The 18,460-nt window shown below is 50.6% G+C and carries 17 protein-coding genes; 5 read left to right on the top strand and 12 right to left on the bottom strand.

What is annotated here, in order from left to right; all coding sequences use genetic code 11:
- Nucleotides 1–69: 69 nt before the first annotated feature.
- Nucleotides 70–912 (top strand): GNAT family N-acetyltransferase, encoded by an 843-nt coding sequence (locus AC3Y23_RS04495; protein WP_379196105.1) that lies wholly within the window; start codon nucleotides 70–72, stop codon nucleotides 910–912.
- Nucleotides 913–1,035: 123 nt separating this feature from the next.
- Here the strand turns inward: AC3Y23_RS04495 and AC3Y23_RS04490 are convergent, their stop codons facing one another.
- The 4 genes from AC3Y23_RS04490 to AC3Y23_RS04475 all read right to left on the bottom strand — a co-directional run bounded on the left by AC3Y23_RS04490 (nucleotide 1,036) and on the right by AC3Y23_RS04475 (nucleotide 3,842).
- Nucleotides 1,036–1,815: a hypothetical protein gene (locus tag AC3Y23_RS04490; RefSeq protein ID WP_379196103.1), complete on the bottom strand. Its 780-nt coding sequence runs from the start codon at nucleotides 1,813–1,815 to the stop codon at nucleotides 1,036–1,038.
- Nucleotides 1,816–1,817: 2 nt separating this feature from the next.
- A complete protein-coding gene (locus tag AC3Y23_RS04485) occupies nucleotides 1,818–2,270 on the bottom strand; it encodes a flavodoxin (protein WP_379196101.1) in 453 nt (150 codons plus the stop codon).
- A gap of 272 nt (nucleotides 2,271–2,542) precedes the next feature.
- Nucleotides 2,543–2,908, bottom strand: coding sequence for a VOC family protein (locus AC3Y23_RS04480; RefSeq protein ID WP_379196099.1), 366 nt, complete (start codon nucleotides 2,906–2,908; stop codon nucleotides 2,543–2,545).
- A gap of 100 nt (nucleotides 2,909–3,008) precedes the next feature.
- Nucleotides 3,009–3,842, bottom strand: a complete 834-nt coding sequence (locus AC3Y23_RS04475) for a helix-turn-helix domain-containing protein (RefSeq protein ID WP_379196097.1) — start codon at nucleotides 3,840–3,842, stop codon at nucleotides 3,009–3,011.
- Nucleotides 3,843–4,095: 253 nt separating this feature from the next.
- On the opposite strand from AC3Y23_RS04475, the gene AC3Y23_RS04470 reads away from it, so the two are divergent.
- From AC3Y23_RS04470 to AC3Y23_RS04455, 4 genes are all read left to right on the top strand, one after another.
- Nucleotides 4,096–4,959, top strand: a complete 864-nt coding sequence (locus AC3Y23_RS04470) for a class I SAM-dependent methyltransferase (protein WP_379196095.1) — start codon at nucleotides 4,096–4,098, stop codon at nucleotides 4,957–4,959.
- A 3-nt stretch (nucleotides 4,960–4,962) separates the two neighbouring features.
- Nucleotides 4,963–5,709: an RluA family pseudouridine synthase gene (locus AC3Y23_RS04465; protein ID WP_379196093.1), complete on the top strand. Its 747-nt coding sequence runs from the start codon at nucleotides 4,963–4,965 to the stop codon at nucleotides 5,707–5,709.
- 40 nt (nucleotides 5,710–5,749) lie between these two features.
- Nucleotides 5,750–6,013, top strand: a complete 264-nt coding sequence (locus AC3Y23_RS04460; protein WP_379196091.1) for a hypothetical protein — start codon at nucleotides 5,750–5,752, stop codon at nucleotides 6,011–6,013.
- Nucleotides 6,014–6,075: 62 nt separating this feature from the next.
- On the top strand, nucleotides 6,076–6,408 hold the full coding sequence (locus tag AC3Y23_RS04455) for a hypothetical protein (RefSeq protein ID WP_379196089.1): 333 nt from the start codon (nucleotides 6,076–6,078) through the stop codon (nucleotides 6,406–6,408).
- Between the two features lie 594 nt (nucleotides 6,409–7,002).
- On the opposite strand, the gene AC3Y23_RS04450 is transcribed toward AC3Y23_RS04455, so the two are convergent.
- The 8 genes from AC3Y23_RS04450 to AC3Y23_RS04415 form a co-directional block, all read right to left on the bottom strand.
- Nucleotides 7,003–7,446 carry a MarR family winged helix-turn-helix transcriptional regulator gene (locus tag AC3Y23_RS04450; protein ID WP_379196087.1) on the bottom strand — a complete coding sequence of 148 codons (444 nt, stop codon included), beginning with the start codon at nucleotides 7,444–7,446 and terminating at the stop codon, nucleotides 7,003–7,005.
- A 350-nt stretch (nucleotides 7,447–7,796) separates the two neighbouring features.
- The gene (gene gyrA / locus AC3Y23_RS04445; RefSeq protein WP_379196085.1) at nucleotides 7,797–10,238 is read right to left on the bottom strand and encodes a DNA gyrase subunit A; all 2,442 of its coding nucleotides are present in this window, start codon (nucleotides 10,236–10,238) and stop codon (nucleotides 7,797–7,799) included.
- Between the two features lie 28 nt (nucleotides 10,239–10,266).
- On the bottom strand, nucleotides 10,267–12,249 hold the full coding sequence (gene parE, locus AC3Y23_RS04440; RefSeq protein ID WP_379196083.1) for a DNA topoisomerase IV subunit B: 1,983 nt from the start codon (nucleotides 12,247–12,249) through the stop codon (nucleotides 10,267–10,269).
- 73 nt (nucleotides 12,250–12,322) lie between these two features.
- On the bottom strand, nucleotides 12,323–13,312 hold the full coding sequence (locus AC3Y23_RS04435) for an ABC transporter permease (RefSeq protein WP_379196081.1): 990 nt from the start codon (nucleotides 13,310–13,312) through the stop codon (nucleotides 12,323–12,325).
- Complete coding sequence (locus tag AC3Y23_RS04430) at nucleotides 13,305–14,285, bottom strand: ABC transporter ATP-binding protein (protein WP_379196079.1); 981 nt, start codon at nucleotides 14,283–14,285, stop codon at nucleotides 13,305–13,307. Before AC3Y23_RS04430 ends, AC3Y23_RS04435 begins: the two co-directional genes overlap by 8 nt.
- Nucleotides 14,286–14,351: 66 nt before the next feature.
- Entirely contained in the window at nucleotides 14,352–15,287 is a 936-nt protein-coding gene (locus tag AC3Y23_RS04425) for a GDSL-type esterase/lipase family protein (RefSeq protein WP_379196077.1), read from the bottom strand.
- Nucleotides 15,288–15,490: 203 nt separating this feature from the next.
- The gene (locus AC3Y23_RS04420) at nucleotides 15,491–16,219 is read right to left on the bottom strand and encodes a CAP domain-containing protein (RefSeq protein ID WP_379196075.1); all 729 of its coding nucleotides are present in this window, start codon (nucleotides 16,217–16,219) and stop codon (nucleotides 15,491–15,493) included.
- Between the two features lie 215 nt (nucleotides 16,220–16,434).
- Entirely contained in the window at nucleotides 16,435–18,399 is a 1,965-nt protein-coding gene (locus AC3Y23_RS04415; RefSeq protein ID WP_379196073.1) for a WG repeat-containing protein, read from the bottom strand.
- Between the last annotated feature and the right edge of the window lie 61 nt (nucleotides 18,400–18,460).

The following is an 18,460-nucleotide window of genomic DNA, read 5'->3' as shown; positions in this document are numbered from 1 at the left end:
AGGCCGGTCCCCGTTTCCCAAGGACAACTATAATCGGGCGGGATACCGTCACACTTGGAGGGAACGGGTTTGACTACTAACAACACATTGAAAGATATTGAAGAACTGCAACAAAAATGCGAGCAGCATGATGGCATTTCGCTGAAGCTGAACTGGGAATCATTGCGTTTAGGCTCTGCTCCCGGCGGCGCGGAATGGCTTGTAAGCTACGAGGACGGGCTGCTCGTCGGATTTATAGGGCTGTATGCTTTCGGCAGCGAGGTAGAGGTCTGCGGCATGGTCCGTCCAGGCTACCGTCGGCGGGGGATTTTCACCAAGTTATGGAATCAGGCACTGGATATCATCAAATCCAAAGGACTCCAGAAGATTCTGCTGAATACACCTGGGGCCTCTACCTCAGGGTTAGCCTTTCTTGCTACACTGCCGCTTACCTTTAGTCATGCCGAATACCAGATGAAATGGGACGGTGAAGCCGCCAAGCGCTATGGCGGTGGTGACAGTTCAGCGAGAACCTCTGTGAATCTGCGTCCAGCACGTGCGGATGAGACTTCCCTGCTCAACCAACTGGATGCCGATGGCTTCGGCTTGACGCTGGAAGAAGCCGCCGAATTGAACAAGCATGATGACGCGGAAGAGCATATTATGCTTGAGCTTGACGGGCGGCCAGTTGGCAAGATGCGCCTGAACACAGAAAATAATGAGACCTGGATTTATGGCTTTACTGTGGATAAGACCCTGCGGGGTCTCGGGATCGGACGCAGTGCCTTGCTGCAGACGATTGAGCGCGAACAGCGTAATTACAATGGTATCAATCTAGAGGTTGCGCTGGATAATCCCAATGCGCTGAAGCTGTATGAAAGCTGCGGTTTTGTGATTTTGAACAAGCAGGACTATTATCGGTTTATCGGGTAAACCTGTGCTGATATCGTCTGCTAAAGAATAGAATGTAAGCAGAACACCCTTTCCAACCTGGCCTTAGAACCGGGTAGAAAGGGTGTTCTTTGATTTATGATTAAAACATAAACCTACGCTCTGTTACATCAATCCGAACCGTCCGTAGACATCCTCATTCTTGTCGTTCCTACGGTTGCTGGAGCAAACGGCGCGGTCTGCCAGCTCAGTATGATCCAGAAACACCGACAACAACCGCACATAATCCAGGGATTCTGCATAGGAAATTGCCCCGCCATCGAAAGAGTGCTTGCGTCCATCCAGCAGTGAATAGATTTCCACCGTCTCGAACGGCTGACCGTAAGCTTGGTTGCAGAACACGTTGGCCATATGTAGAAATCCTGTGATCACGTCATCATTCCCGTTGACCATGAATTTCTGTATACTGAGGCTGCGTCCCGACGTCCCGGAATTCCAGGCCAGCTGAAAGATCATCGACAAGTCGACTTCTAATTCAGGGACAGGAACGAACCACTGCTCATAGAGCATCAAGGGGATTTCCTGCAGATGATTGACAGAGACAATCCGCGTCAGTTCATCGGAGATGGTCGTCTTGACGTCCCAATAATGCAGCAGTGATGGAAACGCCTCACCCTTGGGCGGCCAGCGGCGCTCCAGTAGAAACTGTATTGGGGTCTCCCTGCGTACCTCAGGCCGAAGACTGTAGAAATCGTTCAGCGTATGCCCAACTGCATATTGAACCTGCTGCCGCCAGCGAGGAAGCCCCGTCGCCAGAGCGCCCTTGCCCTCTTTTACCGATCCACCCAGCATAATATGCTCCATCCGGTAGTCATGCAGACGGCTGTACTGTGTCACTGGTCCGCTGCCTATGCCTGCTGCCATACTGCCTGCCAGCCGGCCCATCCCTATGAAACCGCCGCGCAGGCTTCGATAAATTGGCGTCCGAACTGCCGGCAGGCATCCTTCTCGGCAGAACTTGGCCCGTATTCGATCTTCAGACTCTCCTGCACGATCTCTGCGCCCAGCTCTTTCAGCTTCTGCTCAATGGTGTCTACAGCGCCGCAGTAAATCTCATACCCGGTATCGCCGCTCCCAAAGGCCGCTGCCTTGAAACCAGCCAGGTTCAGCTCATCCATTTCTTCATAGAAATCAAGGAATTCATCCGGCAGCTCACCGTCGCCCCATGTGTAGGCCCCCAGCAATACACCCTCATATTCTTTTATCTCATCCGCGTTACAGTCGGTGACCGATTTCAATACAGCCTCTCCGCCTGCCTGGTTTATTCCTTCTACGATCAGTTCAGCAATCTCTTCCGTATTTCCAGTAAGACTGGCATACGCTACTAATACTTTTGCCATGAACCTGTTCCTCCCTACTCAAACTTTATATCTGTATTATTCCTGTTTCATCAAACATCCTAATAAAGATTTCTTACTTATTCTATTTGATAATGATTATCAATGTCAATATCTAAAGATAATGATGCCATAATCCTTCTACTGAAAGCAATAAAAGCCGGCTATTGTACAGCCAGATTGCTCTGACTGTACAATAGCCGACATCTTTATTTTCACCGATATGATACTGTCTCTATCAATGACTGATGTATGTTCGTGCACGCAAAAAAGTACTAATATGCACCCTCAAGCAGAGTAATGGGGTTGCCATCCGGATCACAGAAGTTCATCTCTTTCCCGCCGTATTCCATTGTAACTGGAGGCTCACAGTCGAGCCCTCTGGCCTTAAGCTCCGCATAAGTCTCGTCGAGATTGCTGCAAGAGAATACAAGGTTGACTACCCCTGTCGTGAGATTGGCCCACTTGGTTGCGTCCCAGATAATAATCCCGGGCTGACCTCCATCAAATGCGATCTTGGCGCCGCTGAAATTACCATAGCCCTCGAAAGGGATCGGAACACCCAGTACCTTACTGTAAAATTCGGCCATAGCCGTCGTATCCTTAGTGTACAAATTAATGCCCTCGAATGAAGAAATCATAATATGTCCCCTCTCATTGTTCGTTGATGTCATTCGCGTCCGTTGCCGCTCTTCTATAATTTAACCGTTTTGTCCACCAGCGTATTGCAAAAAAACGACATTAACGCCTGGCGGCGGCCAATGCCTCAAGCGGCGTTCTTCCGGCATATTTTTTAAAACTGTTATTGAAATGGGATTGATCGCTGAACCGGTATGCATACACAAGATCCTGAATGTTTCCTTTGCCCCGGGATAATTGATACAACTCTTGCCACGTATTCTGAAAGCGAACCAGATCAGCAGTTTTCTTGGGGGAAATACCGATATATTCGCGGAACAGCCTCTCCAACTGGCGCTGGCTCAGTCCTAAACCGCTCGACAGTTCTTTCGCCGTGACTAAACCTTTGGACTGAAGGATCGTATATACCGCATTCATCACACCATCATTCGTTCTTTGCGTATGCTCCAGCCTTCGCAGTAAATAGTCTTCGGCTGCCGCAATTCGCTCTCGCATCCCACGTTCACGCATCAACAATTCGCCAAGTTCACGTCGAAAGGTGCTAAAATAAGCCTCCACATCCACATGGGCGTTCAATGCATCCCGAAGGTGGTGATCAGCAAAATAGTGCACACCCCAAAAATAAAACCGGATTGCAAATCTGGAGCGAACTGTCTTCTCCCCCCCTAAAGGTACTTGAAAAGGCGAGTCATTGATACCATGAAAAAGCGTGCTGCTGCGCCCAGTGGCCTCATCCAGATCCCAGATGATATCCATGCAGGTGTCCGGGATGATGATCTCATTGCCTGCTGGCAGTATTGAAAGCTTATCTCCTTGCGGAGATTCTGGACCCCAGAAGCAGTGGATATACGGCTTAAGTGCTGTGGCAGGCGGGTATTCCGAGACCCTCGCCGGGTTGGCCGTGATCGGGTGATATAGCTGCGCGAGGTTGAACATTTAGGCATTCCTTTCCGGTCTTGGCTCAAGGGCGTTTTATTCCAAAAATAGCTGTGCATCCATCTAGACCTAGATCTGATGATACACAACTCGTCCGGCTGACGCCAGAGAACAGCAGCAAATTTCAGCGAGGAGTAAAAATCTTCTGTACTACTGGCTCTCAGTCGCTAAATTCAGGTCATTTTGTTTGTAGCTATGAGGCGAAATGTTGTACAATAAAGGCTAAATGAATTTTTGAAGGATGGATAAAGAAATGTATATAGCAAGTGATTGGAAAGACTATGAAGTCATTGATACTGGTGGCGGAGAAAAGCTGGAACGCTGGGGCGATATCATTCTGCGCCGTCCAGACCCGCAGATCATTTGGCCGCTTAACAACGAAACATATCAGTGGCGCGATGTGCACGGACATTATCACCGTAGCTCCGCAGGCGGCGGACAATGGGAGATGAAGAAAAACATCCCCGACAATTGGCAGATCAATTACGGGAAGCTGAAATTCCACCTGCGTCCAACCAATTTCAAGCATACGGGATTATTCCCCGAGCAAGCTGCCAACTGGAACTGGATGATGGACAAGATTGCGTCGGCTAATCGTCCTATTCAGGTGCTGAACTTGTTCGCCTACACCGGCGGCGCTACCGTGGCCTCTGCCAGCGCAGGCGCTTCGGTTGTGCATGTTGACGCAGCTAAAGGGATGGTCCAATGGGCCAAGGAGAATCTGCAGTTGTCCGGCCTTGGCGAGCGTCCGGTTCGCTTCATTACCGACGATGTCTTCAAATTCGTGCAGCGGGAACAACGTCGCGGCAGCAAATACGATGCCATCATCATGGATCCGCCGTCCTATGGAAGAGGACCTGGTGGTGAAATGTGGAAGCTGGAATCAAGCTTGTATCCGTTCCTTGAGAGCTGTATGCAGATCCTGAGCGACAATCCGCTGTTCATGCTCATTAATTCTTACACAACAGGCATCTCGCCGACCGTGCTGAGCAACATGCTGTCTATGACGATGGGACAACGCTACGGTGGCAAAATCACCTCCGGTGAAATTGGCTTGCCGATTACTTCTTCCGGCTTGAACCTGCCTTGCGGCATCTTGGGCCGCTGGGAGTCCTAAGCCGTGGCCCCGCATGCACAAGGCGGACAGGACGACGCTAACAGCGTTTCCTCTGCTTTTGAGATCCTGTATGAAGATAACCACCTGCTGGGTATCGTCAAACCGGTGAATGTCCCTGTGCAGGAAGATGCCACCGGAGATGCCGATGTATTGACCCTGCTCAAAGCGGATGTCAAAGAGCGGTTCAACAAGCCAGGCAATGTCTACATGGGTCTGGTTCACCGTCTGGACCGCCCTGTTGGCGGCGCCATGATCTTCGCCAAGACCTCCAAGGCTGCGTCAAGATTGTCAGACAGTGTTCGCACCCATAGCTTCCGTAAGGTGTATCTCACGGTGGTACATGGGAAGCCTAAGGCGCTCAGCGGACGCCTCGTCGACACACTGCTCAAGGATTCTGCCACCAACACCGTCTCCGTGGTCCGTAAAGGCACACCGGGCGGGAAAGAAGCTATCCTCGACTACACTGTGCTCGGCACCGCAGAAGGCTACAGCCTGCTGAAGATTGACCTGCTCACTGGACGCTCGCATCAAATCCGCGTCCAGCTCAGCTCCATCGGCTGCCCGCTATACGGCGACCAGAAATACGGCGCCGCCGTGAACAAACCAGGACAGCAGATCGCTCTTTGGTCGTCAGTCGTTGCCTTCCCCCATCCGGTCACAAAGGATGAAATCGAACTGATCTCCTTACCACCACAGAGCTTCCCCTGGAACCTCTGGGCACAGGAGTTGCAAAACAAGGCCGTCCGTTAAGGAGGGCCTTGTTTTTTGTGAGCTGCTGGTGGTGAGGCGGGTGTTTAGTACACTGCCACTGCTGGTGCTGGTGGCGGTGATACTACTGGTATTGCTGGTAGTACTACGGGTACTACGGGTACTACGGGTACTGCGGGTACTGCGGGTACTGCGGGTACTGCGGGTACTGCGGGTACTGCGGGTACTGCGGGTACTGCGGGTACTGCGGGCACTGCGGGTACTGCGGGTACTGCGGGTACTGCGGGTACTGCGGGTACTACTTGGTACCACTGCCACTACTGATACGCCGCTACCGCTGCTATAGCTGCTACTGTTGCTATTGCTGCTACTGTTGCTATTGCTTATACCACTGCTACTACGGGTACAATGTTACTTCTGCTACTGCTCGTACTGCTACTGCTCGTACTGCTACTGCAGCTGGTACGCTGCTACTACGGGTACGATGCTTCTTCTGCTACTGCTCATGCCGCTGCTACTACGGGTACGCTCCTACTTCTCCTACTACCCGTACCGCTGCTACTGCTGCTTCGCCCCTACTTCCGCTACTGCTCGTCCGCTACTTCTACTGGTACGCTCCTACTACTCGTACCACTTCTACTGCTGCTATTGCTCGTGCCGATGGTACCGCCCCTATTACTGATACTGCCGGTAACGCTGCTACTCTATCAAAGTTACAGTGAGGTTAAATCGATCCTATAGTGAGGTTAAAGTGTTCTTATAATAATCTTCTTGAGAGCTTACATTAATTGTGCAGCCTACCAAGACTGCAACTCTTGTAAAACTAAGTACTATACAACCAAGGGAGAACCGTTAACAGGAATTTCTCCTGTTATTTCAATCAAATCAATGCTCTCAACAAAAATAACAGGATTTTCTCCAGTTAATAGCCTCACTAGACGTAATAAGTCTGTCCATCAGCCACATTAACGGGAGTTTTTCCTGTTATTTTCTATAATAACTATGCTATCGCTTCATTAACAGGAGTTTTTCCCGTTAATGATCTCTGATCCACATCATTGGTCTTGATTCACTTCAATGATCTCCATCCCCAAACAGCCGTCAGAGAAAAAAGTGCGATAACCAATGCAGTTCATCTTCCAAATCAAGTGAATTCTCGCGAACTGTTGAAGTACTCGTTGTTTTGATCTCCTTTGAAAGTTGCATGAATCTCTCAGCTCATGCAACCCTCAGCTACAGTGCTTTAATATTTCGGAAATGCTCCTCTAATCATTGTCGGATGACATGTCCACTCTGAGCGATACAATGAACTTGCCAAGCTATGAATCCGTAGTGTTACGGTGTGGAACCCTCCGGCGTCGGGGCGGGGGTTGGAGCGACAACCATTTTGCCCATCAGATACAGGAGCAATTGTTGGTTGTGCGATGAGATCGGGTCCAGGGCCTCGGCAAAAAAATCGCTGCGGATCTTCAGCCCCCGTGCAGACTCGCGCTTACCCGTCTCCGTAATGCTGACCCAGACAATGCGGCGGTCCGCTTCATCACGTTCCCTTGCGATAAGGTCGTGCTTCTCCATTCGGTCCAGCAGCATGGTCACCGCCGCCGGGCTGGTTGCCAGATACGGAGCCAGATCGGAAGGCTTGATCGCATCACGTTCCTGAAGCAGTTCTAGTACGGTCAATTGGGCATCGGTAAGCGTTGGGGCGAGCTTGCTGTCCATATGAAGCTTATAGTCCTTCAAAATTTTATGCCATATTTTACTGAATTCAGTGGCGTGCACACGTATTCCTTCCTTTCCTTGCGTTACTGTCGTTATGGTATTTTCCCTACCGGTCTATATTACATTTTCGAGAAAAAGATTCCATTTCCTGCAAAGTTGGAAAATAAATAATCCCAGCCACCGCAACTCCCACCGTCTCTCTAAGAAAAATGGTGCCCAACCCGTTTTCTCGAAGAAAGCAGGCGGACACCAATTTCAATGCATTTTTAAGTCAGCGAATACTCAAGACAATGTATCTTCAAATCAACACATCTTCAAATCAATGCATCTTCAAATCAAGTATCTTCCGTTATGTCCAACTCAGAAGAGGTATGCTCCCATACCTACAATCCCTAAGTTAAATCCATCTATTATTGAATGGTCGGGAACAAGGTGATGATCTCATCCTTTTTCTCTACAGGCACAATCTGCTTGCCGATCGATTTCCGTTCACCCAGCGGTGCGGATTCCGAAGAGAAGCTATGTGACTGTCCGTCACGCGTAATAGCGTGCAGCGCCACTGGTTCCTTACAGTAAAAAGCTCCCACCAAGCGGCTGCCATTCGGCCGGACACGCTTGCCTTCCTTGAATTCAAAGGTCGGCATGCCTTTGCCACCACGACTTTGCGACGGATAATCCAGCAGCAGCGAGCGCTTGGCATATCCCAGCTCAGAGATCGCCAGAATCTCGCCTTCATCTTCGCTAACCCAGAAGCAGGACACTACTTCATCACCTTCGCGCAGTTGAATTCCCCGCACGCCAGAGGCCACTCGGCCCATTGGATTCACTTCATTCTCACGGAACCTAATGCTCATACCTTCGCGAGTGACCAGTACCAGTTCCTTGTCTCCTCGGCTAAGAGCCACTGTAAGGACTTCATCACCTGCACCCACCTTACATGCCGCGACTGCGCCGGAACGACTCGTAGAGTACTCCTTGAGCTCCGTACGCTTCACCTGGCCCTTACGGGTGACGAAGACAAGACTCGTCTGCGGATCATCCAGGTTACTCACCGGCAGCACGCTTGCGATGCCATCGCCCTTGGCGAGCCCGATGACATTGACAATAGCCGTCCCCGGTTCTTTCCACTTAAAGTCCGGAATCTGATGCACCGGCAAGAGGAAATACTGCCCTTTACGAGTAAAGATGAGCAGGTTGTCCCTTGTGTTCAAATCCAGCAGCTTGACGATATAATCGCCTTCCTTAACGCCGGAGGTCTGACGTTCCCCGCCTGAGCGGGTAAAGGACAACAAGCTGGTCCGCTTGATGTAGCCGTCTGCCGAAAGGGCGACCAGCACGTCCTCCGCGTTGACCAGAACCTCAAGGCTAACCTTGATCTCCTCTACTTCTTCCTGAATAATGGAGCGACGGTCGATGCCGTATTTATCACGGATCTCCAGCAGCTCCTTGCGGATCACGGCGATCAATTTCTTGTCGCTCTCCAGAATGCCGCGCAGCTTCTCAATCCGTGCCTGCAGCTCATCAAGCTCCTTCTGGAGCGATGTGATCTCCAGATTGGTTAGACGATACAATTGGAGCGTAAGAATGGCATCCGCCTGACGTTCAGTGAAGCCAAACATCCAGACGAGGTTGTTCTGGGCGTCTTGGCGGTTCTTCGATGCCTTGATCGCGGCGATAACCTCATCCAGAATGTTAAGCGCCTTAACCAGTCCCTCCAACACATGGGCACGGTCCTCCGCCCGTTCCAGATCGAACTGGGTCCGGTGCGTAACTACCTCGCGCTGATGACCGATATAAGCCTCCAAAATCGCTTTGAGTCCAAGCTGCTGTGGAGCTTTATCTACAATCGCCACCATATTAAAATTGTAGGTGACCTGCAGGTCGGTTTTTTTGAGCAAATAAGCCAAAATCCCCTGAGCATCGGCATCCTTCTTCAGCTCAACTACAATCCGCAATCCCTCACGTCCGCTCTCGTCGCGGACTTCGGCGATACCCTCAACCTTTTTCTCAAGTCGGATATTCTCCATGGCTGTAACGAGCCGGGACTTCACCACCTGGAATGGAACCTCAGTGATAACAATCTGCTGCTTGCCACCGCGCAGGTTCTCAATCTCGGTCTTGGAGCGGAGATAGATACGGCCTTTGCCTGTCCGGTAGGCATCCATGATGCCTTCACCGCCCATAATAGTGCCGCCTGTAGGGAAATCCGGCCCCTTGATGAAGGTCATAATATCCTCTAGCGCGATCTCCGGCTTCTGCATGACGGCGATGCACGCGTCAATAACTTCACGCAAGTTATGCGGCGGAATTTCGGTTGCAAAGCCAGCGGAAATTCCGCTAGTGCCGTTCACTAGCAGATTGGGATATCGAGATGGAACAACTACCGGCTCTTTTGCCGTATTATCAAAGTTGTCCTTGAAGAGTACCGTACGCTTCTCAATGTCACGCATCATCTCCATGGCAATCGGCGACAAACGGGCTTCAGTATAACGCATCGCTGCTGCCGGATCATCGTCCATTGAACCCCAGTTGCCGTGCCCGTCCACCAGTACATGTCCCATCTTCCAAGGCTGCGCCATGCGCACCATGCCTTCATAGATGGATGAGTCACCGTGTGGATGATAATTCCCCATTACATCCCCTACAGTCTTCGCAGACTTACGATAGGGTTTGTCAGGCGTATTGCCTGAATCGTACATCGCATACAAAATACGACGCTGCACCGGCTTCAGACCGTCCCGGACATCGGGAATCGCACGGTCTTGAATAATATATTTGGAATACCGGCCAAAGCGGTCACCGACGACCTCTTCCAGAATTGCCGGCAAAAATTGTTCTGATAAACTGCTCATTGGCACTCACCTTCTATTCCTCAATCTACTACTCCACAATTTCTGTGAAATCGACATTCTCCACAATCCAGCGCTTGCGCGGGTCGACTTTATCGCCCATCAGCGTGGATACACGGCGTTCAGCCTTGGCGGCATCATCGACTTGTACCTGCAGAAGTGTGCGCGATTCAGGATTCATCGTCGTTTCCCACAGCTGGTCGGGGTTCATTTCCCCGAGACCTTTGTAACGCTGCAGCTCGAAATTTTTGCCGAATTCCTTCAAATAGTTCTGCAGTTGCTCGTCAGTCCAAGCATAACGCACGGTCTCCAGCTTGCCGGATTTGCGGGTCAGCTTGTAGAGCGGAGGCTGGGCGATAAAGACCTTGCCTGCGTCAATCAAAGGTTTCATATAACGGTAGAAAAAGGTCAGCAGCAGTACCTGGATATGCGCGCCGTCCGTATCCGCGTCGGTCATGATGATGATTTTGGAATAATTGCTGTCTTCTACCGCAAACTCTGTACCAATCCCCGCTCCGATGGCGGCGATGATCGCTTTGTATTCATCGTTCTTCAGGATATCCAGCAGCTTGGATTTCTCGGGATTCATCGGCTTGCCTTTCAACGGAAGAATGGCCTGAATCTTGGAATCCCGGCCCTGCTTGGCCGAACCGCCCGCAGAATCACCCTCCACAATAAACAGCTCGGTCCGTGAAAAGTCCTTGGACTGCGCCGGAGTCAGCTTACCGCCCAGATTGGAGCTTTCGCTGCGTTTCTTGCCGCTACGGATCTCATCACGGGCCTTGCGCGCTGCCTCACGGGCCTTGGACGCCTGAATCGACTTCTTCAGCAGGCTTTGTCCCACTTGCGGATTCTCTTCCAGAAAGCGTGCCATGTTCTCGGAGACAATGTAATCCACTGCACTGCGGGCTGAGGAGCTGCCAAGCTGGTCCTTGGTCTGGCCCACAAACTCAACCTCAGCCATCTTGATGCTGATGACAGCCATCATGCCCTCGCGGAGATCATTCCCCTCAAGGTTCTTGTCCTTCTCCTTAAGCAATTGCGTGCGGCGAGCATAGTCGTTCATGACCCGAGTATAGGCTGTCTTGAAGCCAGTCTCATGCGTTCCCCCGCTCCGTGTCGGAATCGAGTTGACGAAAGACGCAATGGTTTCTGTATAGCCCGCATTGTACTGAATGGCGATTTCAACCTCAATATCATCCTTCTCGGAGCTGAAATGGATGACGTCATGCAGCACATCCTTGCCTTCATTCAAATATTGCACAAATTGGCTCGCGCCGCCTTCGTAGAAAAATTCGTCCTGGCGGCCGCTGCGTTCGTCCGTCAAAATAATCTTGAGCCCAGAGTTCAGGAAGGCAATCTCCTGTACCCGCTCAGAGAGCGTATCATAATTCAGGGCAATGCCGTGCTGGAAGACACGAATATCCGGCTTGAACGTAACCTTCGAACCGGTTCTATTCGTATTGCCCAGAATGTCGAGTCCGGTCACCGGCTCACCGACATGCTCCTTGCCGCTGTCGTCCACCCAATATTCAAAGCGCTGACGATGGATTTTGCCATCCCGGTAGATCTCCACTTCCAGCCATTCTGACAATGCATTCGTTACTGAGGCGCCAACGCCGTGCAGTCCGCCCGATTTCTTATAACCGGATCCACCGAACTTGCCGCCCGCATGCAGCATTGTAAATACGACCTGAGGTGTGGGCACACCCGTTTTGTGCATTCCTGTCGGTATGCCCCGTCCATTATCCGTTACGGTTACCGAGCCGTCCTTGCGCAGGGTAATCTCAATCTTGGAACAAAATTTGGCTAAATGCTCATCTACGGCATTATCCACTATTTCCCATACCAGATGGTGCAGTCCCGACGAACTCGTACTGCCGATATACATGCCGGGCCGTTTGCGGACCGCAACCAGACCTTCGAGCACCTGAATGTCGTCAGCATCATATCCAGTCGGGCCTGTTCCGCCTTCACTGGAGACTTTTGCAAACATATCGATCTGTTCGAGCATTCATGCTCCTCCTTCTCTTCACTTCACTTTAACCTGTAAATGCAAACAAACGTTTTCGTTCACTTTGTACATTCTAATTCAAAATATCCCGTTTCGTAAAGACGGCGAATGAAATGATCACAGAAACGGCGGCCCAAATCGCGAGCACAATCATGGAAAAGGATAGGCTCATCCCCTCGATCGGCGCTGGCGTTCCGGACAGATATCCCGTCAATCCCAGATTGACCATAAACAAGTATTTAGCGGTCGTCCAGGCAGAAGCCATGTTCGTCAGGATAGTCCCTGCGATCAGCGAGGCCATCATAACCACGATACTGGCAGCCGTACTTCTCACAAGCACAGAGATCATGAAGGCGAGCAGTGCAACAACGACGCTCACGTACCAGATCAACCCACCCTGCATCAACAGATATTTCCACTGCGGCACTGCATGGACGCCTGACATGTCTACCGTATCGCCGCTGATCTGGAAGCCGGTAAAGACAGGCACGTTAAAGCCCTTGTACCCGAACACCAGACCTGAAATCAGATAACTAATGATGAAGGTCGACAATACGATCAGCGAGACGAACATTAAGAGCGCCGACATTTTACTGAAAAGCACCTTCCAGCGTTTGACCGGGCGGGTCAACAGCATTTTGATCGTTCCTGAGGTCCTTTCGCCGGATACGAGGTCTGAGGCCACCGCCATGATTAGCAGGGGAATGAACAACGACACCGAATTGTCAAGAAATTCACGGGTAAAGGTCACGCCGCTCGGTTCGTTCGGATTCACATCGTGATCCAGGTAATACTGCAGCTGCTGCACAAAAATTCGCCGGTACGATTTCCATTCCTCCGGAATCCGATCACTTCCGAGCGAATTCTGATTGTCCGTAATCTGCTGCTGGATTTCCAGCCGCCAGTCCGAATTGAACTTGTCACGACTGCGTTCAGCGATGCGCATTTGTGCATAAGTAAACATCGGTACCAGTACGATCAGAATCAACAAAATAACATAAAAACGCTTCTTTTTAATAATCTTCAGACACTCATTGCGGATGAGCGGCAACAGGTTAATCAATGGTCTCACCCTCCGTCAGTTTCAGGAATAGCTGTTCCAGTGTCGGGTTGATTTTATGCACGCCCCGGACTTCTACTTCAGCCATGACCAGCACAGCAACGATCTCCGGGATCAGAATATCATCCATAATCGTAATCAGTGAGTTTGGACCCATGCCCGCGATCACAGTATCATCAAGCGTAATCTCTGCGGGATCAGCCAATACGATATCTGGCCGTTCGGCCAATAGACGCCGCCCCCTGTCAAAAGGCTCCAGCTCCCACAAAACATATGGGGAGTTGCGAGCAACCAGCTCATCTACTCCACCCACGGCAAGCACACGGCCTTTGCTGATAATTGCAACCCGATCGCAAAGTAATTGAATCTCGCTGAGAAGGTGGCTGGATACGAATACGGCGAGACCCCCGTCGGCAAGGTTACGGATGAATTCACGCAGTTCCTTAATTCCCTTAGGGTCCAGTCCGTTCGTGGGTTCGTCCAGAATTAACAGCTTTGGACGGCCCAGCAGCGCCTGCGCGATTCCGAGACGCTGTCTCATCCCAAGCGAATATGTACTAACCTTATCATGGATGCGCTGATCCAGCCGAACGGTATCTACTACCTCAGCAATCCGGGCCTCATCCACTCCCGGCTGCATCCGGGCAAAGTGCTGCAAGTTCTCCCAACCGGTCAGGTAAGTATATACTTCCGGATTCTCGACGATGGAGCCCACATATTGCAGCGCCTTCTCCGGATCTTTATTAACGTTGTAGCCGCACACCGTGATCTTCCCCTCGCTGGGGCGGATCAAGTCTACAAGCATGCGAATGGTTGTCGTTTTTCCGGCTCCGTTAGGTCCAAGGAAACCGAAAATTTCACCTTCGCGCACATCAAAGGTCACATCATCGATGATCCATTTGCGGCCGATTTTTTTGCGGACCCCGTCGACCGAGAGAACTACTGTCCCGGGGCCATCCTTGAGCTCATTTGCCATATGTACACTGCTCCTTATTCCATCATTTCGGTCTTGCCTTATGCGCTGAAACACAGCTTGTCCACTTTACTGGATAGCTTGTACAATCCGCGCTCCGATCCGCTTGTAACCATCACCGTTGGGGTGAAAATGGTCCGAAGACAGATATTTGTCCAAATGATTGTTAAATAGGTCAAAAGTGGGGACAAGCGTAATCTTGCTATTCTTGTTGATGATATCCATCGCAGCATTGTTCCAGGCCGTTACCGCCTGATTACCGGGAATCAGCATTTCTTTAATATCACCGAACGGATTATAGAGACCCACATAATAGATTTGTGCCGCCGGGTTGATCTCTGAAATGGTGTTCAAAATCTTACCAAGTCGCTCGGCAGCTTCCGGCAGCGCGGCGAGCAGCGATTCCGGAGTCAAGTCGCTCGTTCCTTCTCCCCCGGATGCACCAGGTACTGTTCCCTTTCCTGTGCGATTTCCTTCAGCAGTGCTCGGTTTCGATCCTGTTCCCGTTTGCCCCGTAATCCCTGCCGAAGATCCGGCTGGAGCATTCCCGGCACCGCCATTTTGCAGCAGATCGGCTCCCCGGAACAGATCATTGCCTCCGATGGAGAGCAGGATCACATTGGCCTGACGAAGTGAATACTGTACGCCAGCTTCCTTTAGATTATTTTGCAGCCCGGCTGTAGTCAGCCCGTTAATCCCCATATTGCCAAGCAGTTCAGCCGACATTCCACTTGCTGCCAAGCCTGCTACCGTATTCTTCACATAGCCGTTCCCTGTATTGTCCCCAGTTCCCTTGGCTAGAGAATCCCCCAGAGCTACTACTTTAAAGGACTTCACTGCTCCGTTCTGGGGCGCAGGCGTCGCTTGTGGCAGAGTTGTCAGGGGTACATTGCCCTTTGGATAGAGGATGTCACTTACTGCATATCCAAATCCTGTGATCAAAACAAGGGTTGTTGCTATGGAGATGAGGCTTACACTGCGCCAGGTCCATTTGGAATCATTCAACGCTATCCCTCCGTATGCCGTACTATTGTGTATTGTGCTACATTTTACAAAGTTCTTAACTATGTAGATAAACATAATTCTTCTATGCATAATTTGCAAATATGAAGCGTAGAAATGACAGCTAAAATAGTCCAAAACCATAAAAAAATCGCCCCCCCGGCGCTGCCGGGAGAACGAAATATGTTGTACATAGGCGAAACATTTTATTTTCCTATAAACTCCTGCACCCAGTAGTTGTTGTCAAAACCAACGCCGATGTAGTTAAAATCCTTGTTCAGGATGTTGGCACGGTGACCCGGGCTGTTCATCCAGGCTGTCATTACCTCTTCCGGAGACCGTTGGCCCATGGCGATGTTCTCGCCTGCCGCTCTGTACGTAATTCCGAAGGATTTCATCATATCAAATGGTGATCCGTAGGTTGGAGAATTATGATCGAAATAGTTATTTGACCGCATATCCGTTGCTTTTGTCGCTGCTACTTTATTCAAGCTATCCAGCGCACTGACCGGAGATAACCCGGCCGCTGCACGCTCCTTGTTCACGAGTGTCACAATTTGCTGGGTGAACGTGCCGGCTTGTCCCACAGCTGGTGCCTGAGTTGGCGCTGGCTTAGCTGGAGCCGGGGTAGCTTTCGGTGGTGCTGTAGGTGCTGGTGTAGCTACCGGTTTAGCCGGCGTTGGTGCTGGTGTGGCTACGGGCGCAGGTGTCGTTTGAGGCTTGGACACATTAGTGCCGTTGTTAAAATTAAAAGGTAAGCCATTAATATTAAAATTGCTAAGGTATTTCAATAATTCATCATAGCTGATGGTTGTGGTCGTAGTAGTCACCTTTACACTGCTGGCCGCATTGGCCGTTAATGGAAGAGTAATGCTAAGCGCCATAACGGCTGCTACACTTCCGCCTATCATTGCTCTTAAAGTTCTGCTCTTCATTCTGCCATCTCCCTATTCTTGTGTTGTAGTTTGCGGTTTGCCAGGACAACGAGGCTGCAATAATTACAAAACTGTAATATGTTCCTCAGCCATTGTAGCACACATCTATCAGCTGTGCGCTTCTAATTTTTGACAACATTCGGGTGATAGGATGATGTTCTGACACAAAAAAAGAATGCACGCCTGATCAGCGAGCATTCGATGTATGCAAGATCTTAATGAAAGGACTGCCAGAATTCGCCTTCTGTCGAAATCAGCCCCATGATCTCTGCATAGGGGATACGGAAGGTCGGAAATCCTGCTGAATACGGAGCAATCTCATAGGGTGCAAAATAAAGGGACAATGCATCCTCATCTACAAAAAATGGCTGATCGGCTGAGATCCCCTTATAGGTTCCCGGAAAGACATACGAATACTGAGGATCATTTTGTATCTGTTTTCCAACAATTTCACTCAGCTTTTCTACATATTTGCTCCCCGGCTTAAACAAGTCACGCAATGTATAAAATCTGCCGTTGCGCAGATTGATATGGGTATGGATTTTGGTCGGCATGCCGTGGGCTGCCCCGAAAGGAAAACGGTAGCCGTTCAGCTCCAGTACCAACAGGTTTTTGCGGAAAAAGGTTACCGAAAAGTCACCCGTATAACTAAAATCCTGTGCGGTACCGCCACTACCGATATCTTCCGCCTTCGAAAGCTTCCGCAGCTTGTCGTTAACCTCTCTAGCCACCTCCTTATTGGAGATCCCCTCCACTACAGGATAATACACCAGATAATCAAAGTTCGGCTTATATTTCTTCTCAATTACGGAGTATGGGGCACGCAGGGGGATCACATCGTTCTGCCGCCAGACTTGTTTGCCGCTATGGTCATAATAGGATGTACGCTGATCGACATTCGCTCGAATCAAGCGACCGCTGAAAGTTAGGGTTCCCGTACCTGGTACGACTGGCGGCTGTGCTGACCTCTTGCCACTTTTATCAATAAAATATGTCTCTTTAGCATCATAGACAGAGGCTAGGCCCTCATGGTAGCTATTCACACCGAGCAGAGGATGGGTACTAAGAATCCGGCCGTTCTCTGCGTCTGCGATCACATAGCGGGAGCCGCGATACGGCTGTGAGGGATATACCGGCGTTCCCAATGCCACCCGCCCCTCTCCAAGCTGCTGAAGCTCATAATACTTGGCCGGAATAATCATTCGTCCCTGCTTGTCAATAAGGCCGTATGCATTCCCGAAGTTCTCCGCTGTATTCACTACCGCCCGGCCCTCATAAAAGGGTAGTGCAGCCGTAAATTGTGGCTTAATCGCCACACTTCCATCTTTATTCAGATATCCATATCTGCCGTTCTCCGTCTCCTGATAGGACAGCAAGCCTTCGCCTGGGCTGCCTACAAAAGGATGTTTATATGTGTAGAGCTGATGCCCATCTGGATCAATGAGTGCGAATTCACCCTCGGCAATCTTCACCAGTGCGGTCCCGTTCATAAAATCATTCGCGTCTGTATAGACCGCTGGGAGCACCTCTCTACCTTGACGATCCCAATAGCCGTAACGTGATGCCTGACCCGACCCCTGTTTTGAGAAAAGCGCGCGGCCTTCATGCAGCGAATTCAGATAATCGACCCGCGCCGAAGTGACTTCATGACCTTGCTCATCAATAAAGGTATATCCTTTCGCATCGGACACGACAGCCCGGCCCTCCAAAAAAGGTCCGATAAAGGAATAAACCGGCTTCACCCGCTCCTGTCCAGTATTGTCAATAAGTCCGCTGTTGCCTTTCAACTGCACCACTGCCAGCCCATTCGGCTGAAAATCCTCCGCATACTCGTACCGGGGTTCAATCACCGTAGTTCCTTCGTCGTTGATATACCCCCACAGGGTGCCTTCTTTCAGCTTGAAAGGAGCGGGATGTAAGGATGTCGACCGTAGCTCCTTAACCTCCCACGCAGGCTGCTCAAACGGAACCTCCAAAGACTTGCTCGAATAGTCCACACGATACAATCCTGGTTCAGCGGGAAGACTAACGAATAGATCATCATCCGCGCGAATAAACTCTTCTTCCTGCTGAACGCTATACTCGCTCCATTCAATCCCGTCCCATTTCCACACATCCGCCTTTATGAAGCTGCCATCACTCCCGCCGCCCCTCAGCTCATTCAGCTTGATCCTAAGCATTCAGTCGCTCCCCTTTAACACAGGCATTTGCCTATAGGATATGGGAATGCGGGCGTTTGTG

Source organism: Paenibacillus sp. MAHUQ-45, from assembly GCF_058133325.1.
Note: the sequence above shows the minus strand (reverse complement) of the source record. Positions and strands in the feature narration are given on the sequence as shown.